The organism is Paractinoplanes pyxinae, assembly GCF_026626335.1.
Taxonomy (GTDB): domain Bacteria; phylum Actinomycetota; class Actinomycetes; order Mycobacteriales; family Micromonosporaceae; genus Actinoplanes; species Actinoplanes pyxinae.
Genome location: NZ_JAPNTZ010000003.1, coordinates 464208 through 481475, shown reverse-complemented (window position 1 = coordinate 481475; position 17268 = coordinate 464208). Strand labels below are relative to the sequence as shown.

Sequence of the window (17268 nt, the reverse complement as noted above, 5' to 3'; positions counted from 1 at the left end):
GCCTCCGACGCAGAGAAGGCCGACAACCGCTCCGGTCAGCAACCGCAAGCAGCTGTTGCTCCGCCAGAGACCGCCGACGGCCGCACCGCAGCCCGCCCATCCGAAATCGACGACCAGCGCACAGCCACCACCGGGCCAACGTCCACCGCCCGGCCAGCAGTCGGCGCCGGGCCAGCAGACGCCGCCGGACCACCACCCGCCGCTCAGCCAACAGCCGGCGCCCGGCCAACGTCCGCCGCTCAGCCAGCAGCCGCCGGAACATCAGCCGCCGCCGGACCAACAGCCGCCGCCCGGCCATCAGACGGCGGCGGGCCAACGTTCGCCGCCGGGACGTCAGCCGCCGCCGGACCAACAGCCGCCGCCCGGCCATCAGACGGCGGCGGGCCAACGTTCGCCGCCGGGACGTCAGCCGCCGCCCGGCCGGCCGTCGCCCGGCCGACAGTCGTCACCCCGCCCACTAAGGGAGGGGGAGGTGGTGGCCAATTTTACGCCGATCAAGAAGCTTCAAAGGCTTTGTCCACAAGTGACGCCGGCCGCTCAGCGAGTTATCCACAGACGCCGGGCGATCCGGCCGATCGAGACCCTGATCTGACGGCGACGCTCGGGGTGGTTTCGTCCGCGAGCCGGTCCCAGGCGGCCGAGCCGGATCTTGATCGGACTACTGCTCTGCCCGCAGTTTCGGCGGCGGCGGATTCGGATCGCGCAGCCTCCCGCGAGGCGGCGGAAGCGGGCGCTGAAGAGCCGACGAGCCGCCTGAGTCCCGTCGAAGCGCCGGATCGTTCGAAGACCCGCGGCACAACGGACCCCTCCGGCAGCGCGACTCCTACCGGCCCGACGGGCGTCGACCGGCCGACGGATCTCGCGAGCGCGTCGAGGCCGACAGACCTCGCGAGCGCGTCGAGGCCGGCAGACCTCGCGGGCGCGTCGAGGCCGACAGACCTCGCGAGCTCCGAACCACCGACGGTCGCCCACCGCCCGGTTCAAGACGCGGACGCCACCACAGTCATGCCGCGGACGCAGGATCCGTCCCGCGAAGAGCCACGTCCCCCTAGCTCCGTGCCGATGCCGGCCCCGCCACGCGATCAGCCGCGGAACCCGGGCCGCACCGCGATGATCTCGCCGGGTGTTTCGAACCGGCCGGCCAGCCCGCCGGCGCCGGCGAAGGACCGGCCGGCCAATCCGTCGGCACCAGAGATGGACCGGTCGGCCAATCCGTCGGCACCGGCGACGGATCGGCCAGCCAATCCGTCGGCACCGGAAACGGGCCGACCGGCCGGCTCCCTCGCTTTCCCGGCCACGCGCCCTGAACCGAAGGCTGTTCCGATCCCGGCGCCGAGGCCCGCCCCCGCCTCGGAGCAGCGCCCCGGCAAGGTGTACGGCGGTTCACCTCAGCCCGGAACCAGCGGCCCACAATCCGGAGGCCCCACTGAGTACGGCCGCCCAGCCACCACCCCCACAGAACCCAGCCGCCCCACCGAATACGGCCGCCCAGCCACCACCCCCACAGAACCCGGCCGCCCCACCGAATACGGCCGCCCAGCCACCACCCCCACAGAACCCGGCCGCCCCACCGAATACGGCCGCCGAGCCACTACCCCAGTGGACTCCGGCCGCCCCACCGAATACGGGCGGCCTCCACAGCAGGCTGCTGCCGCGCCGGCCCAATACGGCCGCGCCCCGAAAAGTCGCAAGCGCCTCATCGCCGTACTCGCAAGCCTGTTCCTTCTTCTGGCTCTCCTGGGAGCCGGCGCCACCATTCAGCTCACCCGATCGCTGCCTGAGGCGACTCTTGCCACCAACGTGGCCGCCACCATGAAGATCCCCGGGGCGGCGGTCAAGCTGCCCTGGCCCGACCAGGGTTCGGCCGAGCTCATGATCGAGGGCCTGGGCCGGCTCGGCGGCTCCGGCAGCAGCGCCGCGGCTCCCATCGGCAGCGTCGCCAAGGTCATGACCGCGTACGTCATTCTGCGTGACCATCCCCTCAGCGGCGACGAGGAGGGGCCAACCCTCACCGTGACCGCCGCCGACGTGGCCGACTATCAGGCCCGCATCGCCAGCAACCAGTCGCTCGTACCGGTGCAGGTCGGTGAGAAGCTCACCGAGCGCGACGCCATCGAGGCCCTGATGCTCCCCTCGGCCAACAACATCGCCCACCAGCTGGCTATCTGGGACGCCGGCTCGGAGAGCGCCTTCGTCGACAAGATGAACGCCGCCGCCGACGAGCTGGGCATGGCCGCCACCCGCTACACCGATCCCAGCGGCTATCTGCCGACCACCGTCAGCACCGCCCCCGACCAGGTCAAGCTGGCTCGGGCGGCGCTCAAGTCGGAGGTCTTCGCCGAGATCGTCGCGTTGCCCAGCGCCACCATCCCGGTCGCCGGGAAGATCCGGAACTACAACGACCTGCTGGGTGTGCAGGGTGTCTTCGGCATCAAGACCGGGTCGACCGACGAGGCCGGCGGCTGTCTGCTGTTCGCCGCGCGTCTGACTGTCGGCGGCCGCAAGCTCACCATCGTCGGGGCGGTCTTCAATCAGCCGGGGCTGAACACGCCCGAGCAGCTGGCCAACGTCAACCGCGAAATCAAGACCTTGCTTCGCGCCGTACGCCAGTCGGTCAAGCAGTACACCCTGCTCCCGGCCGAGCCGGTGGGCGAGATCCGTACGGCGTGGGGTGACACCACCCAGGTGCGACCGGCCGCCCCGCTCAAGGTGGTCGGCTGGCCCGGCCTGAGCGTTCCGGTGAAGGTCACCACCTCGGCTCCGGGCGCCACCGTGACCGCGGGTCAGCCGGTCGGCGTGGTGCAGGCGTCCGGCGTACGAGTGAACCTGCAGGCCGACGCCGCGACCTCCGACCCGTCCGTGTGGTGGCGCCTGACCCGTACGAGCTAGCGGTAGAGCGACCGCAGCACGGCGTCGGCCACCACGCCGTAGACCAGGTGGGGCAGGGCGTCGGCCAGCCAGTCGGAGGCGGACCACGTACGCGGGTCGCTGACGCCCAGCGAAGCCATCGACAGGTTGGTCGACGCCATGGCGGTGGCCCCGATCAGCGCGGCGCCGACGGGAGCCGGCGGCCGCACCCCGGCCCGGCGTAGCAGCCCGAACGTGACCCCGATGCCGACGCCGGTGACGATGCCGCTCAGGCTGGCCAGGCCGGCCACCCGGTGCTCGCGCGTCTCGCCCTCGCCGGGCACCGTGACCGGCAGGTGCTCCTCGATGGCCTCGACGGTCTGCTCCGGCGTCGTGCTGCTCGCGCGGCCGCGGACGGCCATGTCGAGGTACGTGACGGCGTTGAGGGCCGCGGTGCCGGCCGCACCCGCGGCCGCCCCGGCCAGGATTCCCGTTCGCATGATTCAGCCGTGCCCACCCCGGCCGCCGCGAAACCTAGTGCCGGTTGACCAGCACCCGGCCCAGGACCACGGTCACCACGCCGGCCAGCACGACGCTCAGCAGGCCGACCCGCAGGCTGGACTGGTCGGCGACGAGCCCCACCAGCGGCGGCGACAGCAGGAAGCCGCCGCGCAGCAGCCAGCTCACGATCGTCAGGCCCGTGCCCGGCGCGAGCCCGGGCAGCTCGTCGGCAGTGTGCATGGCCGCCGGCACCAGCGTCGCCACCCCCAGGCCGGCCAGCGCGAACCCCGCCAGAGCCGAGGGCACCGACGGAAAAGCCAGGGCGGCCCCCATGCCGAGCGCCGCGAGCGCACCGCCCGCGCGAACGACCGTACGCTGTCCGAACCGGTCCACGACCCGGTCGCCGGTCAGCCGCCCGACGGTCATCGCCACCTGCATGGCCACCACGGCCAGGCCGGCGGTGGCGGCCCCGGCGTTCAGGTCTTCGCTGAGGAACAACGCGCCCCACGAGGCCCCCGCGTCCTCGACCAGGGCGCCGGCCGCGGCCAGCACACCGAGCGCGGCCAGCATCTTGATCACCGCGCCGGAGAACCGGGGCCGCGGCGAATCATCAAGAACGTCAGGCCGCTCAGCATCCTCGGCGCCGGGCAGCAGGAAGCGATAGGCGACCAACGCGATCGCGCTGAACAGCACCGCCGAGATGGTCAGATGCACCCCGAGCGGAAGCGACAACCCGGCCGCCGCCGACCCCATCAGCCCGCCGAGCACCGCCCCGATGCTCCACACGCCGTGCAGCGAGTTCAGGATCGACCGCCCGTACAGCCGCTGCACTCGCAGCCCGTGGGCGTTCTGCGCGACGTCGATGATCGAGTCGAGCGCCCCGATGACGAACATGACCGCCGCGAACACCGTCCAGTGCGGCGCGATAGGCAGCAGCAGCGTGGCCAGCGTCAGCAGGACGATGCCGAACGAGGCCGTGCGCGCCGAGCCGAGCCGCCGGATCACCGCGCCCGCGAGCAGGCCGGCCAGCAGCGCGCCGACCGGCATGGCGGCGATCGCCGTGCCCAGGATCGCGTTGGACACGCCCAGGTCGGCCTTGATCTGCGGATAGCGCGGCACGACGTTGAAGAACACGGCGCCGTTGGTCAGGAACAGCGCCGCGACGGCCACGCGGGCGTTGCGAGCCTGCCGCGTGGGAGCGGCCGACAGAGTCGACATGCGGACGAGCGTACACACGTTATGTACGGTCGTACACAGCCCCCGCCATGAGCTGCGCTACATCGGCGTCGGTGAGCTGCTCGAAGTTCTCGTACCACTGCCCGACCGCCCGGAAATCGACCGGCTCGCTCAGGCAGATCACCGTATCCGCCCCCACCGACGCTTTTGCCTGCGCCGCACACACCGGCGTCGCCAGGACCAGCCGCGCCGGATGCCGCCCCCGCAGCCACTGCACCGCGGCCCGAGCCGTCACCCCGGTCGCCAGCCCGTCGTCGACAACCACGACTTCCCGGCCGGTCGGGTCCGGCGGCGGCTGATCGCCGCGATATTCCCGTACGCGTCGAGCGAGCTCCTGCCTTTCGCGGACGACCGCTTCCTCGAGATCCGCCGGTTCCAACCCCAGGTGAGCCAGGCTCTGCCCGTCGAAAACCGGTGGCCCGTCCTCGGCTATCGCACCGATGCCGTACTCGCTGTGCCCCGGCGCCCCGATCTTGCGCGCGATGACGATGTCGAGCTCGGCCCCGATCCGGGCCGCCACCCGCACGGCGACCGGAACACCGCCTCGCGGCAGCCCCAGCACCAGCGGCGCCGGCCCCGGATGCTTCGGCACCTGGGCCGCCACCGCCTCGGCCAGCTGACGTCCGGCATCGTCCCGATCGGCGAACTTCATGCACAGGGCGTACCCCGTGGGGCACGCCCTATACGTCCGACTTGGCAGTTATCGCCGGGCCGCGAAGACCAGGTTGAAGCCGGTGTCGGCAGCCACGACCGGGTCGGTGAAGCCCGCCTGGGCCAGCAGCGCCAGACGTTTGGCCGGCCCGCCCTGCGTCCCCAGCCCGTACGCCCCCGGCTGCGACAGCGACCCCGGGGTGCACAGCGCGGTCGACGCGTTGTAGTTGGCCCGGACGAGCGGGTTTCCGATCACGGTCGTGAAGTCGTCAGCCGACCACGGCTCGACCGCCACCAGAACGCCGCCGTCGGCCAGTGACTCGTACGCCGCCCGAAGCGCTGCTTGCGGGTCGCCCAGGTCGTGCAGCGAGTCGAAGTAGACGACCACGTCGAACTCCCCGCCGAGCGACCCCGAGTCGCCGGTCCGGAACGACACGTTGGCCGGGCTGCCCGCCTCGACCGCGTTGGCCCGGGCGGCCGCGATCGACGGCGCGTGGTTGTCGAAGCCGGTCACGGTGGACGCCGGCCAGGTCTGCCCCACGAGCAGCGTGGCCACGCCGTGCCCGCACCCGACGTCGGCCACCCGGGCCCCGGCGGAAAGCTTCTCGACCAGTCCGGGCACCGCCGGGAACCAGGCCTGGGCGAGGTGGTTGACGTACGCCGTACGGAAGAACCGCTCGATGCCGTGGTGCAGGCAGCCCGGCATCTCGCCGTAGGCCAGCCCGCCGTCGCCGCGGAACGCCTCCTCCAGCTTGTCCAGCGTCAGGTAGTAGCCGGCGATGATGTCGGCGCCCCCGATCACGTACGCCGGGGAATCGACCACCGACAACGCGAGCGCGTGTTCCGTGGGCAGCTCGAAGGTCTCGCCGTCGCTGGTCAGGTGCCCGCTGACGGTCTGGGCGGTCAGCCATTCGGTGACCAGGCGGGGGTTGAGCCCGGTGGTGGCGGCGAGCTTGGCCGCCGTGGTCGGGCCGGCGCCGGTGAGCGCGCGGTAGAGCCCGAGCCGGTCGCCGAGCACGGTCAGCGCGGTCGTGCCGGCCCCGGCGAAGTCGTTGAGCAGCTGCCCGGCGAACGCCTCGACGCGGGCCTCATCGATCTGTGTGTGAGTCATGCTCCGGACGATGCGCCGCGCCGCTTGCCGCCGGCTTGCTCGCGCCTTGCCGCTCCAGCCGGGCGAGCGCGTATTCCACGATGTCCTCCGGCCTCTCCGCGGGCACTCCCGTCCGCAGCGAGGCCAGGCGCTCGACGTCCGGACCCATGACCACCGGCGCGTACGGGTCGTCGTCGGCCGCCGCCACCAGCACCGCCGCCGCTTCTCGGTCGCCCCGATCGGCCAGCAACTCAGCGGTCAGCCGCAGCGTCGTCCACAGCTGGGCGGTCATCCCCGCTGCCCGCACCAGCACGATCGTCCGCCGGCAGGCCTCGGCCGCCTCGTCGTGCCGGCCCAGCCGGATGAGCACGGCCGCCCGGGCCACCCGCGCGATGTTGGCCGTGTACTCCAGCCCGGCCCGCGCGGTCCGCCGCAGCGACTCGTCGTAGCAGCTCAACGCCGCCTCCGGGTCGGCGCCGGCCAGCAGTTCGCCCCGGGTGAACGGCACGAACCCGTCGAGCCGGTCGGCGTTCAGTTCCTTCCCGTACGCGTCGAGCCGGCGCAAACCGGCAGCCGCGTCCCCGCCGTAGGCGTCCATGAGCGCCGCGCAGCACAGCCCGGTGGACCGGGTCCACGCTGGCGCTTCCCGGTTCTCGCGCAGCCGTTGCGCGTCGGCCCGCACGAGGTCGGCCCGGCCCACGAACATCGAGTTCGAGATGCGCAGCAGCAGCGCCGCCCCGGTCAGCGGGTGCCCCTCCGGCAACCGGTCGATCGCGGCCGTGAGCAGCCGGTTCGCTTCGCCGAGGCGGCCGTCGAGCCATTCGCCGGTGCCCGCGGCCAGTGCACACAGCGCGTCGGTCTCGGTCTCCACGCGTACGGGCGTGAAGCGCAGCAGTTGAGCCGTGAGCCCGGGATCGGGCGCGTCCGAGCCGGCGACGGCCGTCCACGCGGCCAGCCGGGCTCCCTCGTCCCGGCCCTCCAGCCAGGTCAGGGCCTCTTGCAAGTTGCCACGTTCACGCCGCAGGGCCGGGGTGGTGTCCGGGTTGCGGACGCGCTGGCGGCGCAGCAGATCGGTGATGAAGTCGAGCATCCAGCGGGCGTGCGCGTCCCGATCGGCCCGCCCGTGGGTCAGCGCCACGTGCCGGACGGTCTCGAGCAGGCGGTAGCGAGGCGGATCCCGGTCGACGTCACAGATGACCAGTGACGCGTCGACCAGCTCGGCCAGCACCCGGGCGTCCGCCGACAGGTAGGCCAGGATGCTGAGGTCGAAGCCGCCCCGGCACACGGCCAGGCTGTCGAGCAGCCGCTGCGCCTCCTCGTCGAGCAGCCGGTACGACCACTCGACGGTCGCGCTCACCGCGGTTCCGCGATCCCCGCCCCGGATCGGGTCGAGCACCTGCAACCCCGCACCGAGCCGGTCCCGCAGATGGGCCAGCCCGAACACCGCCTCGCGCCGGGCGGCCAGCTCGACCGCGAGCGGCAGCCCGTCGACCAGCCCGCACACCTCGGCCGCGAGCGCCCGGCTGCGGGCATCGTGCGGGAACTCGGCCCGCAGCAGGGAGGCCCGGTCGCAGAACAGCGCCACCTGGTCCTCCGGCGGCAGCGGCCCGAGGCGCAGCACCCGCTCCCCCGGCACGCCCAGCGGCTGCCGCGAGGTGGCCAGAATCCGTACGCGGGGACAGCGCACCAGGATCTCTCCGACCAGGTCCCGGACGGCGTCGAGCAGGTGTTCGCAGTTGTCCAGCACCAGCAGCGCCGGGCCCGAGCCGAGCCGGTCCGCAACGGCCGCCACCCCGCCGCGCGGCGCCGCCCGCAGCCCGAGCGCCCCGGCCACCGTGGCCGCCACGTCGCCCGGCGCCGAGCGCTCGGCCAGCTCGACCACCAGTTCGTCGCCGCTCAGCGCCTCGGTCATCAGCCGCGTCTTGCCCACCCCACCCGGCCCGGTCAGCGTGGTCATCCGCCCGCCGGCGAGCGCGCTCCGCAGGGCGGCCAGCTCGTCGACACGCCCGAAGAACCGGTCGGCCCGCCTCCGCGGCGTCCCCGGCCGCAGCAGGGGATCCTCGGCCAGGATGCGGCGCTGCAGCTCGTCCAGCGCCGGCGACGGGTCCACACCGTGGCCGTCGACAACCCTTTCCCGGTACGCGCGACCCGCACCGAGGGCGTCGGCCGTCCGCCCGGTGTGGTGCAGGGCGCGCATGTGCAGCAGGCAGGCCCGCTCCCGCATGGGCTCCGCGGTGGCGTGCGCCTCGATGTCCGGCAACGCCCTGGCCGCCTCCCCCGCCGCGAGCCGCTGGTCGAACCACTCCTCCCGCAGGTGCCGCCGCCACTCCGCGAGCCGGGCCACCTCGGGCGCGAAGGCCAGCCGATCGGCCACGTCGGCCAGCGCCTCGCCCCGCCACAGCTCGAGTGCCTGAGCCGGCTGTCCCGCCGCAACCAGACGTTCGGCCCGGCCGATGTCAGTGCCCTCATCCGACAGCCGGTAGCCACCCGGCTCGCGACGGATCGCGATGTGCCGCCGCAGCTTCGACACATAGCTGTGCAGATTGCCTACCGCGTTGCCAGGCGGGTCCTCACCCCACAACGCCTCGATCAGCTCACCAACCGGAACGACGCGCCCACCGGCCAGGGCAAGCCGTGCCAGCACAACCCGCTCCGGCGCCCCGGACAGCGCAACCGCCCGCCCGTCGACCCGCAACTCGACCGGCCCCAGCAGCCCCACCTCGACCCGCACGCCCCATTCTCAGCACCGCGCGCCACGCGAAGCCAGCCCTTATCCGCCCGCCGAACACCGCCGCGCGCGCATCCGCCCGGCTAACCTCGCCGCGCCTAACCGGCCGCCCATCCAACACCGCCGCGGCCATCCGGTCGTCCGCTGAACACCGCCGAGCGCGCATCGCCGCCTGACCCGCCGCGCCTATCCGCCGCCCGCCTGACGCCGCGGCGGCTTCCCGCCGCCCGTCGACGCCGCCGTGCCCGCGGAACACCGCTGCGCCCATCCGGCCGCCTCACCCAACACCGCCGCGCCCGCCGACGACACCGCGCCCACCCAGAACCGCCGCTCGCGCCGACGCCACCGCGCTCATCCGGCCGTCCGCCGAATATCGCCGCGCCCCATCCGGCCGCCCGCTGAACACCGCCGCGCGCGTGCGCGTCAAACGCCGTACAGATAGAAGCCGTAGACCGCCAGGGCCAGAATGGCCACCGCGGTGAGGGCGGCGACGGCGGTGACGACGGGCCGGCGGCGGCTGACGACGGCCATGTCGGTGCTGGGCTCCTCGGGCACCTCTCGCAGCATGCGGACCAGCTTCTCCGCCGTGCGAACCCGGCGGCGGGAGTTCATCCAGTAGCCCCGCGACGTGTACTCCATGATCGGCGAGTCGACGCGGATGTCGACGTAGTCCCGGTTGCGCAGCCGCAGCCGGATCTCGAGTTCGCTGTGCTCGAAAGTGCCGATCAGGTGCCGCGGTACGGTCGTGCGCCACAGGGCCGTGTCGATGCGCAGGTGCTGGGGCGTGACCACGTACCCGGCGACCGGCCCGACCAGCACCCCGAACCAGACGAGGGCGAGCCCGCACGCCACGAAGAAGTACTCCAGCCCGTACGCGTCCTCCGCCGCACCTCCCGCGAGCACGACCAGAACGCCCAGCGCCACCGTCACCCACGGCACCCCACTGCTGCGCCGCACCGACCGCCGCCGCGCCGTCGCGTGATGCGCCACGGTGCCGGGCTGGGCGAGCGGCATGGCGCCGTACCGAAGCTCCAGAACCGACCCGATCCGCCCGCTGACCGCGACGAAGACGATCACCCCGCCGAACACGCCGACCGGCGCCGCCCACGACACCAGCACCGCCGCCGCGATCAGCAGCGCGCCCACCGCCCCCACGATCAGCGCGAGCGGCCGGCTCCACAGCAGCGACTCGTTGTCGTGAAAGTCGATCTCCAGACCCATGCACCCTCCGCCCGCCATCCCACTCCATGATCGAAGTGACGCGCAACGCCCGCCCGGTCGGCGGAATCGGCCCGACCGGCGGGTAGCTTTCGACAGGTGTCGAATGGCGTTGCCGGGGCATCCCGGCGGCGTCGGAGGGAGACGGCGATGGATGCACGGCGGCGGGTCCCGCGTACGGACGTCGTCCTGGCCGACGCACGGCTGTCCGCCGCCCTGGCTGCCGAGGGCCGCACGGCTGTGAAGTCCGCCGTCGTGGCCACCCTTCAACGCGTACGCGAAGGAAGCCTCGAGCCGGAAGCGGTGATCGACGCCGTCCTGGCCGCCCTGCCCGGCGGTCTGCGCCCGGTGCTCAACGCCACCGGCGTGGTTCTGCACACCAATCTGGGCCGGGCCGCGCTCGCGCCCGCCGCCCGCGACGCGGTGGCTGCCGCCGCCGGCCACACCGACGTCGAGCTCGACCTGGCCACCGGCCGCCGGGCCAAGCGGGGTCGCACCGCCCTGGCCGCCCTGCACCGGGCCGTCCCCGCCGCCGGCGACGTGCACGTGGTCAACAACGGCGCCGCCGCCCTCGTACTGGCCGCGACCGCCCTGGCCGCTGCCGGCCGCGAGATCGTCGTGAGCCGCGGCGAGATGGTGGAGATCGGCGACGGCTTCCGCCTGCCCGACCTGCTCGAGTCGACCGGCGCCCGCCTGCGCGAGGTCGGCACGACGAACCGGACGTCGCCGGCCGACTATGCCCAGGCTCTGAGCGAGAAGACCGGCTTCATCCTCAAGGTCCACCCCTCGAACTTCGTCGTACGCGGCTTCACCAGCTCGGTGTCGATCCGCGAGCTCGCGGCCCTGCCGGTCCCGGTCGTGGCCGACATCGGCTCCGGCCTGCTGGCCCCCGACCCGCTGCTCCCCGACGAGCCCGACGCCGCCACCACCCTGACCGAGGGCGCCGCTTTGGTCATCGCCAGCGGCGACAAGCTGCTCGGCGGCCCCCAGGCCGGCTTGCTGCTCGGCACCGCCCCGCTGATCGAGCGCCTGCGCCGCCACCCCCTGGCCCGGGCTCTGCGCGTCGACAAGCTCACGCTGGCCGCCCTCCAGGCCACCCTGACCGGCCCGGTCACCCCCACCTGGGAGGCCTTGCGGCTCTCGTCCGACGCCCTGCTCGCCCGCACCCAGCACGCCCAGTCCCTGCTGGCCAAGGCCGGCATCGAGGCCGAGGTCGTGCCTTCGGAGGCGGTAGTCGGCGGCGGCGGCGCGCCGGAACTCACCCTCCCGTCGTGGTCTTTGGCGTTGCCGCCCGCCTACGCGTTCCCGTTGCGGGCCGCCTCCACCCCGGTGGTGGGCCGCGTCGAACGGGACCGCCTGCTCCTCGACCTGCGCTGCGTCCCGCCGTCAGCCGACCACACGCTCATCGACATGGTCATCGCCGTCGCCGCAGCGGACCCCGATCCAGCGACGTCGGCGTCCGCGGGCCCTGCCACATCGGCTTCCCCGGAACCGGGGCCTGCCACGCCGGCCCCCGCAGGCCCAATCCCTGCCGCATCGGCTTCCCCGGAACCGCGGCCTGCCACGCCGGCCCCCACAGGCCCGATCCCTGCCATGCCGGCCCCGGCCGGCCCGATCCCTGCCACATCGGCTTCCCCGGGACCGGGGCCTGCCACGACGGCCGCCGCGGCACCGGCCCGGCCGGGCGGGGACGGCTGACCATGCACGTGCTGGCCACCGCCGGCCACGTCGACCACGGCAAGTCGACGCTGGTGCGGGCCCTCACCGGCATGGAACCCGACCGCTGGGCCGAGGAACGCCGCCGCGGCATGACGATCGACCTCGGCTTCGCCTGGACCGAGCTGCCCTCGGGCGAGACGGTGGCCTTCGTCGACGTCCCCGGCCACGAGCGCTTCGTCCCCAACATGCTGGCCGGCATCGGCCCCGTCCCCGCTGCCCTGCTGGTGGTGGCGGCCGACGAGGGCTGGAAACCCCAGTCGGCTGAGCACCTGGCCGCGCTGGCCGCTTTGGACGTACGCCATGGTCTGCTCGTAGTCACTCGGAGCGACCTGGCCGATCCCGCCCCCGCCACCGAGCAGGCCCGAGCCGAGATAGCCAACACGCCGCTCGGCCACGTTCCAGCCGTGGCCGTGAGCGGCCTGACCGGCGCCGGCCTCGACGACCTGCGCGCCGCCATCGACACGCTGATCGCTGACTTGCCGGCGCCCTCGACCGACGAACCCGTGCGCCTGTGGATCGACCGCGCGTTCACCGTGAAGGGCGCGGGCACGGTGGTCACCGGAACACTGGGCGCGGGCACGCTACGCGTGGGCGACGAGCTGGCGCTGGGCAATTCGACCGTACGGGTGCGCAATTTGCAGTCGTTGGGCGCGAGCCACGATTCGGTGGCCGCCGTCGCTCGCGTGGCGGTCAACCTGCGCGGCACCCCCCGAACAGACGTGAGCCGCGGCGACGCCCTGCTCACTCCAGGCCGCTTTCGCCATACAGACCTGATTGACGTACGGATCCACGGCGACCCGGCGGACAGTCTGCCCGCCACGATGACCCTGCATGCCGGCTCAGCCGCGGTCCCGGTCCGCGTACGCCCCCTGGGTGACGACACCGCCCGCCTGCGCCTTTCCCGCCCGCTCCCCTTGCGGATCGGCGACCGCGCCCTGCTGCGCAACCCCGGCCTCCACCACGTGGCCGGCGGCGTGACGGTCCTGGACGTCCAGCCTCCCGGCCTGCAACGCCGAGGCGCCGCCGCCACCCGAGCCACCGAACTGACCAAGCTGGACGGCCACCCTGACCTACCCGGCGAGCTGGCCCGCCGCCACCTCATCCGAGCCGCGGCCCTGGCCGAGATGGGCGTCCCCCTGACCCCCTCCGACACCCCCGTGGCGACGGATTGGTACGCCGACCCTTCCTACTGGGCTTCCTTGCTGGAGCGCCTGCCCATCGAGGTGGCCGCCTACCTGGCGGAGCACCCGCTCGAACCCGGCATGCCCCTGGAAGCGCTGCGCCACCGCCTGTCCCTACCCGACCGCGCCTTGGTCACCGCCCTGATCCGCCCACCTTTGACCACCCGCGACGGCCGAGTGACCACCGCCGCTTCCGGCCCACCCGCCGAGCTAGTGGCCGCCGTGACCCAGGCCTTCAACGGATTGACGCCTTTCACCGCCCCCGAAGCCAACGCCCTGACCGCCCTGGGCCTGGGCCCCCGTCAACTGGCCGCCGCCGCCCGCACCGGCCTGGTCATCCAGCTAGCTCCCCAGGTGATCCTCGCCCCCACCGCAGTCGAAGAGGCCGCCCAGGCCCTGGCCCGCATCCCGCAGCCCTTCACCCTGAGCGAGGCCCGCCAGGCGCTCAACACCACCCGCCGGGTAGCAGTCCCCCTCCTGGAACTCCTGGACAGCCGCGGCCTGACCCACCGCCTCCCCGACGACCGTCGCCGCCTGAGTTGACCTTCCGCTGCTGATCAGCCGACGACCGCGGTCACCTCGACCTCGAGCACAGCCCCCGGCAGGAACAGCCGGCTCACCTCGACGGTCGTGCTGGCCGGCGGATTCTGGCCCGGCGCCGGGAAAAGGCGGCGCCGCACCGCGCCGTAGGCGGCCAGGTCGCCGAGGTCCGTCATGAACGTCCGGATGAACGACACATCGGCCAGGCTCGCGCCGTGCGCCCGCAGCTACCCGTCCACGATCTCGAAGATCCGTTCCGCCTGAGCCCCCGCGTCCCCTGGTGCCACCACCGCACCTTCGTCGTCCACCGCGACCTGCCCCGCCAGCTGCAACAACGCGCCGCCGCCAGGCAGGTCCACCCGAGCCACGTGCGCGAACCGATCCCCGAACGGCGCCGCCACGGATTCGGGATTGTCCAACGTCATCCTCACCATGCCGAAGACGCTAGGCACCCGCTTGCCATGCCACCAGCGAATGTCACGCATACCTGCCATGCTCACGAGTCATGGATACGGTCCTGCTGGAGGTCTTCCGTACCGTCGCCCGCCTGGGTTCCCTGACCGCAGCCGCGCAACGCCTGCAGTTCACGCAGTCCGCGGTCTCCCGTCAGATCGCCACCCTCGAGGCAGACCTAGGCACCCAGCTCTTCGACCGTCTCCCCAGAGGAGTAGCCCTCACCGAAGAGGGCCGAGCCCTTCTCCCCCACGCGGAAGCCATCCTTGACCGCGTCACCACGGCCCGCCGAGCCGTGGACGACCTGCGCACGCTTTCAACCGGCCGCCTGCGAGTAGGCGCCTTTCCCACCGCGGTGGCCGCCCTGGTCCCCCGGGCTCTGGCCACGTTCCGCCAGACCTACACAGAGATCACCGTGAGCCTGATCGAGGGCCTGACCCCAACCCTGCTGACCCACCTGACCACCGGCGAGGCTGACATAGCCGTGGTGAGCGAGTCCCCCGCCGGCCCGATCGACGAGACCCGCTTCACTCTCCACCACATCCTCGACGAACGCCTGCTGGTAGCCGTCCCCCGAACCCACCCGTTGGCCCGCCGCCGAACAGTCCGCCTGCAAGAACTGGAAGCAGATTCGTTCATAGCCGGCTCAGCCAACGCCGAAGAAACCCTGCTGCGAGCCAGCCTCCCAGCCGGCTTCACCCCGCGAATCGACATAGTGGCCGCCGACTGGACAGCCAAGCTGGGCTGCGTAGCCGCCGGCCTGGGCGTGGCCCTCATCCCAGCCCTAGCCATGCGCACCAAGCCGGCCGACGTAGCCCTACTACGCCTCCACCGAGACGACGAACCCACCCGCCGAATTCAGGCCGCCACCCTCGCCGGCCGCACCCCTTCGGCGGCAGTGGGGCGTTTTCTGCCGCTGCTTCAAGCCGCTGTAGATGCTCGCTGGACGCGATGACAACGCAACTACTTGGGCCACGTCAAGCCGACATCTTCCGCGTAGTTCGCGAGTTCATCGCTGTAGTCCTTCAATGCCTCACTTCGAATACCCGTCGCTGCCAGCTGATGCATCCGGACAGCTTTCAGGTTGTTGCGGAGGCAGTCTCTCTCGGACGGCGACCCGGGACCAACGGGCGATCCGTCTTCGGCATAGACGGCGCCGGTCTGTCCGCCGATGCCGAGCATGCTTACCTTTCCCACCTCGAGCTTGGCGCCATTGTCGTGCCGGAGAGTCAACGTGAACGAGTAAAGCCATGGCATGGACATCTCAGGGATGGTTTCCGGACCGACGGTGAGAGTGAACCTCTCATGCTTGCCCGGTGCCACGACGAAACGCATCTCGCGTTCCACCACGAAGGGCGTTCTGAGGCTTTCGTAACCGAAGGGATCACCCCAGGGAGCGGGCACCTTGACGTCGTAGTTCGCGGCTATCTGCACCTCTCCGCCGACCTCCCTGCAGCGGGCCAGCCGGGTAGCCACGGAGAACTCGAGATCGGCGCGAGATATCAGAGCTTCACCGGATCCAGAATTCACCACAGTTATGTCGACGCGGTCGCCCGGCACTCCGTCAGGATTGGGGGCGATAACTCGACCGTCCTGGTCGAGGTCCTGAGCGTCGATGTTCTGAACTGCCGCAGCCGACACGGCCGCCACCCTCAACGCAGGCTTCTTGTTATTGTTGCTGTACGTCTGCCACAAGCCGAGTGCGGCCAAGACGAGAGTGCCTATCCCTAAACCGAGCGTGAGCTTGTCGGCCCGATTCCACGGCTTTCCGGTTTCTCCCAACGTCCGCAAAACCGGCAAGCGACGCACTGCAGCCACGCCGGCCTCCGTAGTAGATACCCATTTGCATCCACTGTGCCCGCAAGGGACGGGCCACGGAGTTGATGGTCGTTGATCCGACCGCGGCGTTGGTGCTGCGCTGCACGGCCTGTGCTGGTTGGCGGAGGCGGACGGGAATCGAACCCGCCTGGCCCGGATGCCGGGCCACACCGGTTTTGAAGACCGGGAGGGGCACCAGCCACCTGAACGCCTCCGTAGGGAACTCTAGTCTCCTGGAGGGGCGGTTCGATCGGCGGCGTGCCAGAGTGGGGCTGTGACTGCTGTTGATGCGCCTCGTCTGACCCAGTACGCCCACGGTGGGGGTTGCGCCTGCAAGATTCCGCCCGGCGAGTTGGAAGCTGTGGTGGCCGGGCTGGTCGGCACGGGTACGCCCAAGGGGCCCGGTGAGCTGCTCGTCGGGCTGGATGACGGGGATGACGCGGCCGTCGTGAGTTTGGCCAACGGCACCGCCGTGGTGGCTACGGCCGACTTTTTCACGCCTGTCGTCGATGACGCGTACGACTGGGGGCGCATCGCGGCGGCTAACGCGCTTTCCGATGTGTACGCCATGGGTGGGACGCCGGTCGTGGCGGTGAACCTGCTGGCCTGGCCCCGGGACCTGCTTCCGATGGAGCTGGCGGCCGAGGTGCTGGCCGGTGGGCTGGCCATCGCGCGGGACGCCGGCTGTCACCTGGCCGGTGGGCACAGTGTGGACGACCCGGAACCCAAGTACGGCATGGCGGTCACCGGCATCGCCGACCCGGACAGGCTGATGCGTAACGACGCCGGGGCCGCGGGCGTGCCGTTGACGCTGACCAAGCCGCTCGGTGTCGGCGTGCTCAACAGCCGGCACAAGGCCACCGGCGAGGTCTTCCAGAACGCCATCGACGCCATGACCACGCTCAACCTGGCCGCCTCGGTCGAGGCGCTGAAGGTCGGCGCGGTCTGCGCCACCGATGTGACCGGCTTCGGGCTGCTCGGGCACCTGCACAAGCTGGCCCGGGCCAGCGGGGTCACCGCCCGCGTCGAGGCGTCAGCCGTGCCGTACCTGGAAGGGGCCCGCGAAGCTCTGCGGGACGGGTACGTCAGCGGGGGCACCCGCCGCAACCTGGACTGGGTGCGGCCGCACCTCGACAGCGCCGTCGGCGAGGACGAGTTGCTGCTGCTGGCCGACGCGCAGACGTCCGGCGGGCTGCTGGTGGCCGGCGAGATTCCCGGCTTCCCCGTCATCGGCGAGTTGATTCCCTCCACCGGTGAGGGCCGCACTCTCGAAGTACGCGCTTGAC

The 17268-nt window shown here is 72.2% G+C and carries 13 protein-coding genes, 1 tRNA gene and 1 pseudogene; 5 read left to right on the top strand and 10 right to left on the bottom strand.

What is annotated here, in order from left to right; all coding sequences use genetic code 11:
* The first annotated feature begins 1812 nt into the window (after window positions 1-1812).
* On the top strand, window positions 1813-2889 hold the full coding sequence (locus OWR29_RS10175) for a D-alanyl-D-alanine carboxypeptidase family protein (protein ID WP_267562351.1): 1077 nt from the start codon (window positions 1813-1815) through the stop codon (window positions 2887-2889).
* On the opposite strand, the gene OWR29_RS10170 is transcribed toward OWR29_RS10175, so the two are convergent.
* The 6 genes from OWR29_RS10170 to OWR29_RS10145 form a co-directional block, all read right to left on the bottom strand.
* A complete protein-coding gene (locus OWR29_RS10170) occupies window positions 2886-3347 on the bottom strand; it encodes a hypothetical protein (protein ID WP_267562349.1) in 462 nt (153 codons plus the stop codon). The two genes, OWR29_RS10175 and OWR29_RS10170, sit on opposite strands and share 4 nt — an antisense overlap.
* A 34-nt stretch (window positions 3348-3381) precedes the next feature.
* Complete coding sequence (locus OWR29_RS10165; protein ID WP_267562348.1) at window positions 3382-4566, bottom strand: MFS transporter; 1185 nt, start codon at window positions 4564-4566, stop codon at window positions 3382-3384.
* A 19-nt stretch (window positions 4567-4585) separates the two neighbouring features.
* A complete protein-coding gene (locus OWR29_RS10160; RefSeq protein WP_267562347.1) occupies window positions 4586-5236 on the bottom strand; it encodes a phosphoribosyltransferase in 651 nt (216 codons plus the stop codon).
* 48 nt (window positions 5237-5284) lie between these two features.
* Window positions 5285-6346 (bottom strand): class I SAM-dependent methyltransferase, encoded by a 1062-nt coding sequence (locus OWR29_RS10155; RefSeq protein WP_267562346.1) that lies wholly within the window; start codon window positions 6344-6346, stop codon window positions 5285-5287.
* The gene (locus tag OWR29_RS10150) at window positions 6324-9056 is read right to left on the bottom strand and encodes an AfsR/SARP family transcriptional regulator (RefSeq protein WP_267562345.1); all 2733 of its coding nucleotides are present in this window, start codon (window positions 9054-9056) and stop codon (window positions 6324-6326) included. Before OWR29_RS10150 ends, OWR29_RS10155 begins: the two co-directional genes overlap by 23 nt.
* Before the next feature lie 420 nt (window positions 9057-9476).
* Window positions 9477-10274 (bottom strand): hypothetical protein, encoded by a 798-nt coding sequence (locus tag OWR29_RS10145; protein ID WP_267562344.1) that lies wholly within the window; start codon window positions 10272-10274, stop codon window positions 9477-9479.
* Window positions 10275-10421: 147 nt separating this feature from the next.
* Between OWR29_RS10145 and selA the strand changes: the two are divergent.
* Window positions 10422-11699 (top strand): annotated as a pseudogene (gene selA, locus OWR29_RS10140) (L-seryl-tRNA(Sec) selenium transferase); the annotation flags it as partial.
* A gap of 272 nt (window positions 11700-11971) precedes the next feature.
* On the top strand, window positions 11972-13714 hold the full coding sequence (gene selB, locus OWR29_RS10135; protein WP_267562343.1) for a selenocysteine-specific translation elongation factor: 1743 nt from the start codon (window positions 11972-11974) through the stop codon (window positions 13712-13714).
* 14 nt (window positions 13715-13728) lie between these two features.
* Here selB and OWR29_RS10130 read toward each other — a convergent pair whose 3' ends face one another.
* The gene (locus tag OWR29_RS10130) at window positions 13729-13938 is read right to left on the bottom strand and encodes a RidA family protein (RefSeq protein WP_267562611.1); all 210 of its coding nucleotides are present in this window, start codon (window positions 13936-13938) and stop codon (window positions 13729-13731) included.
* Complete coding sequence (locus OWR29_RS10125; protein WP_267562342.1) at window positions 13939-14196, bottom strand: hypothetical protein; 258 nt, start codon at window positions 14194-14196, stop codon at window positions 13939-13941. It lies immediately after the preceding gene.
* Window positions 14197-14216: 20 nt separating this feature from the next.
* On the opposite strand from OWR29_RS10125, the gene OWR29_RS10120 reads away from it, so the two are divergent.
* On the top strand, window positions 14217-15119 hold the full coding sequence (locus OWR29_RS10120; protein ID WP_267562341.1) for a LysR family transcriptional regulator: 903 nt from the start codon (window positions 14217-14219) through the stop codon (window positions 15117-15119).
* A gap of 8 nt (window positions 15120-15127) precedes the next feature.
* Here the strand turns inward: OWR29_RS10120 and OWR29_RS10115 are convergent, their stop codons facing one another.
* Together OWR29_RS10115 and OWR29_RS10110 are read right to left on the bottom strand one after the other, a co-directional pair.
* Window positions 15128-15982, bottom strand: a complete 855-nt coding sequence (locus tag OWR29_RS10115; protein ID WP_267562339.1) for a hypothetical protein — start codon at window positions 15980-15982, stop codon at window positions 15128-15130.
* A gap of 119 nt (window positions 15983-16101) precedes the next feature.
* Window positions 16102-16197 (bottom strand) — tRNA-Sec (locus OWR29_RS10110).
* 59 nt (window positions 16198-16256) lie between these two features.
* Here OWR29_RS10110 and selD point away from each other — a divergent pair.
* The gene (selD, locus tag OWR29_RS10105; RefSeq protein ID WP_267562338.1) at window positions 16257-17267 is read left to right on the top strand and encodes a selenide, water dikinase SelD; all 1011 of its coding nucleotides are present in this window, start codon (window positions 16257-16259) and stop codon (window positions 17265-17267) included.
* The last annotated feature ends 1 nt before the right edge of the window (window position 17268 follow it).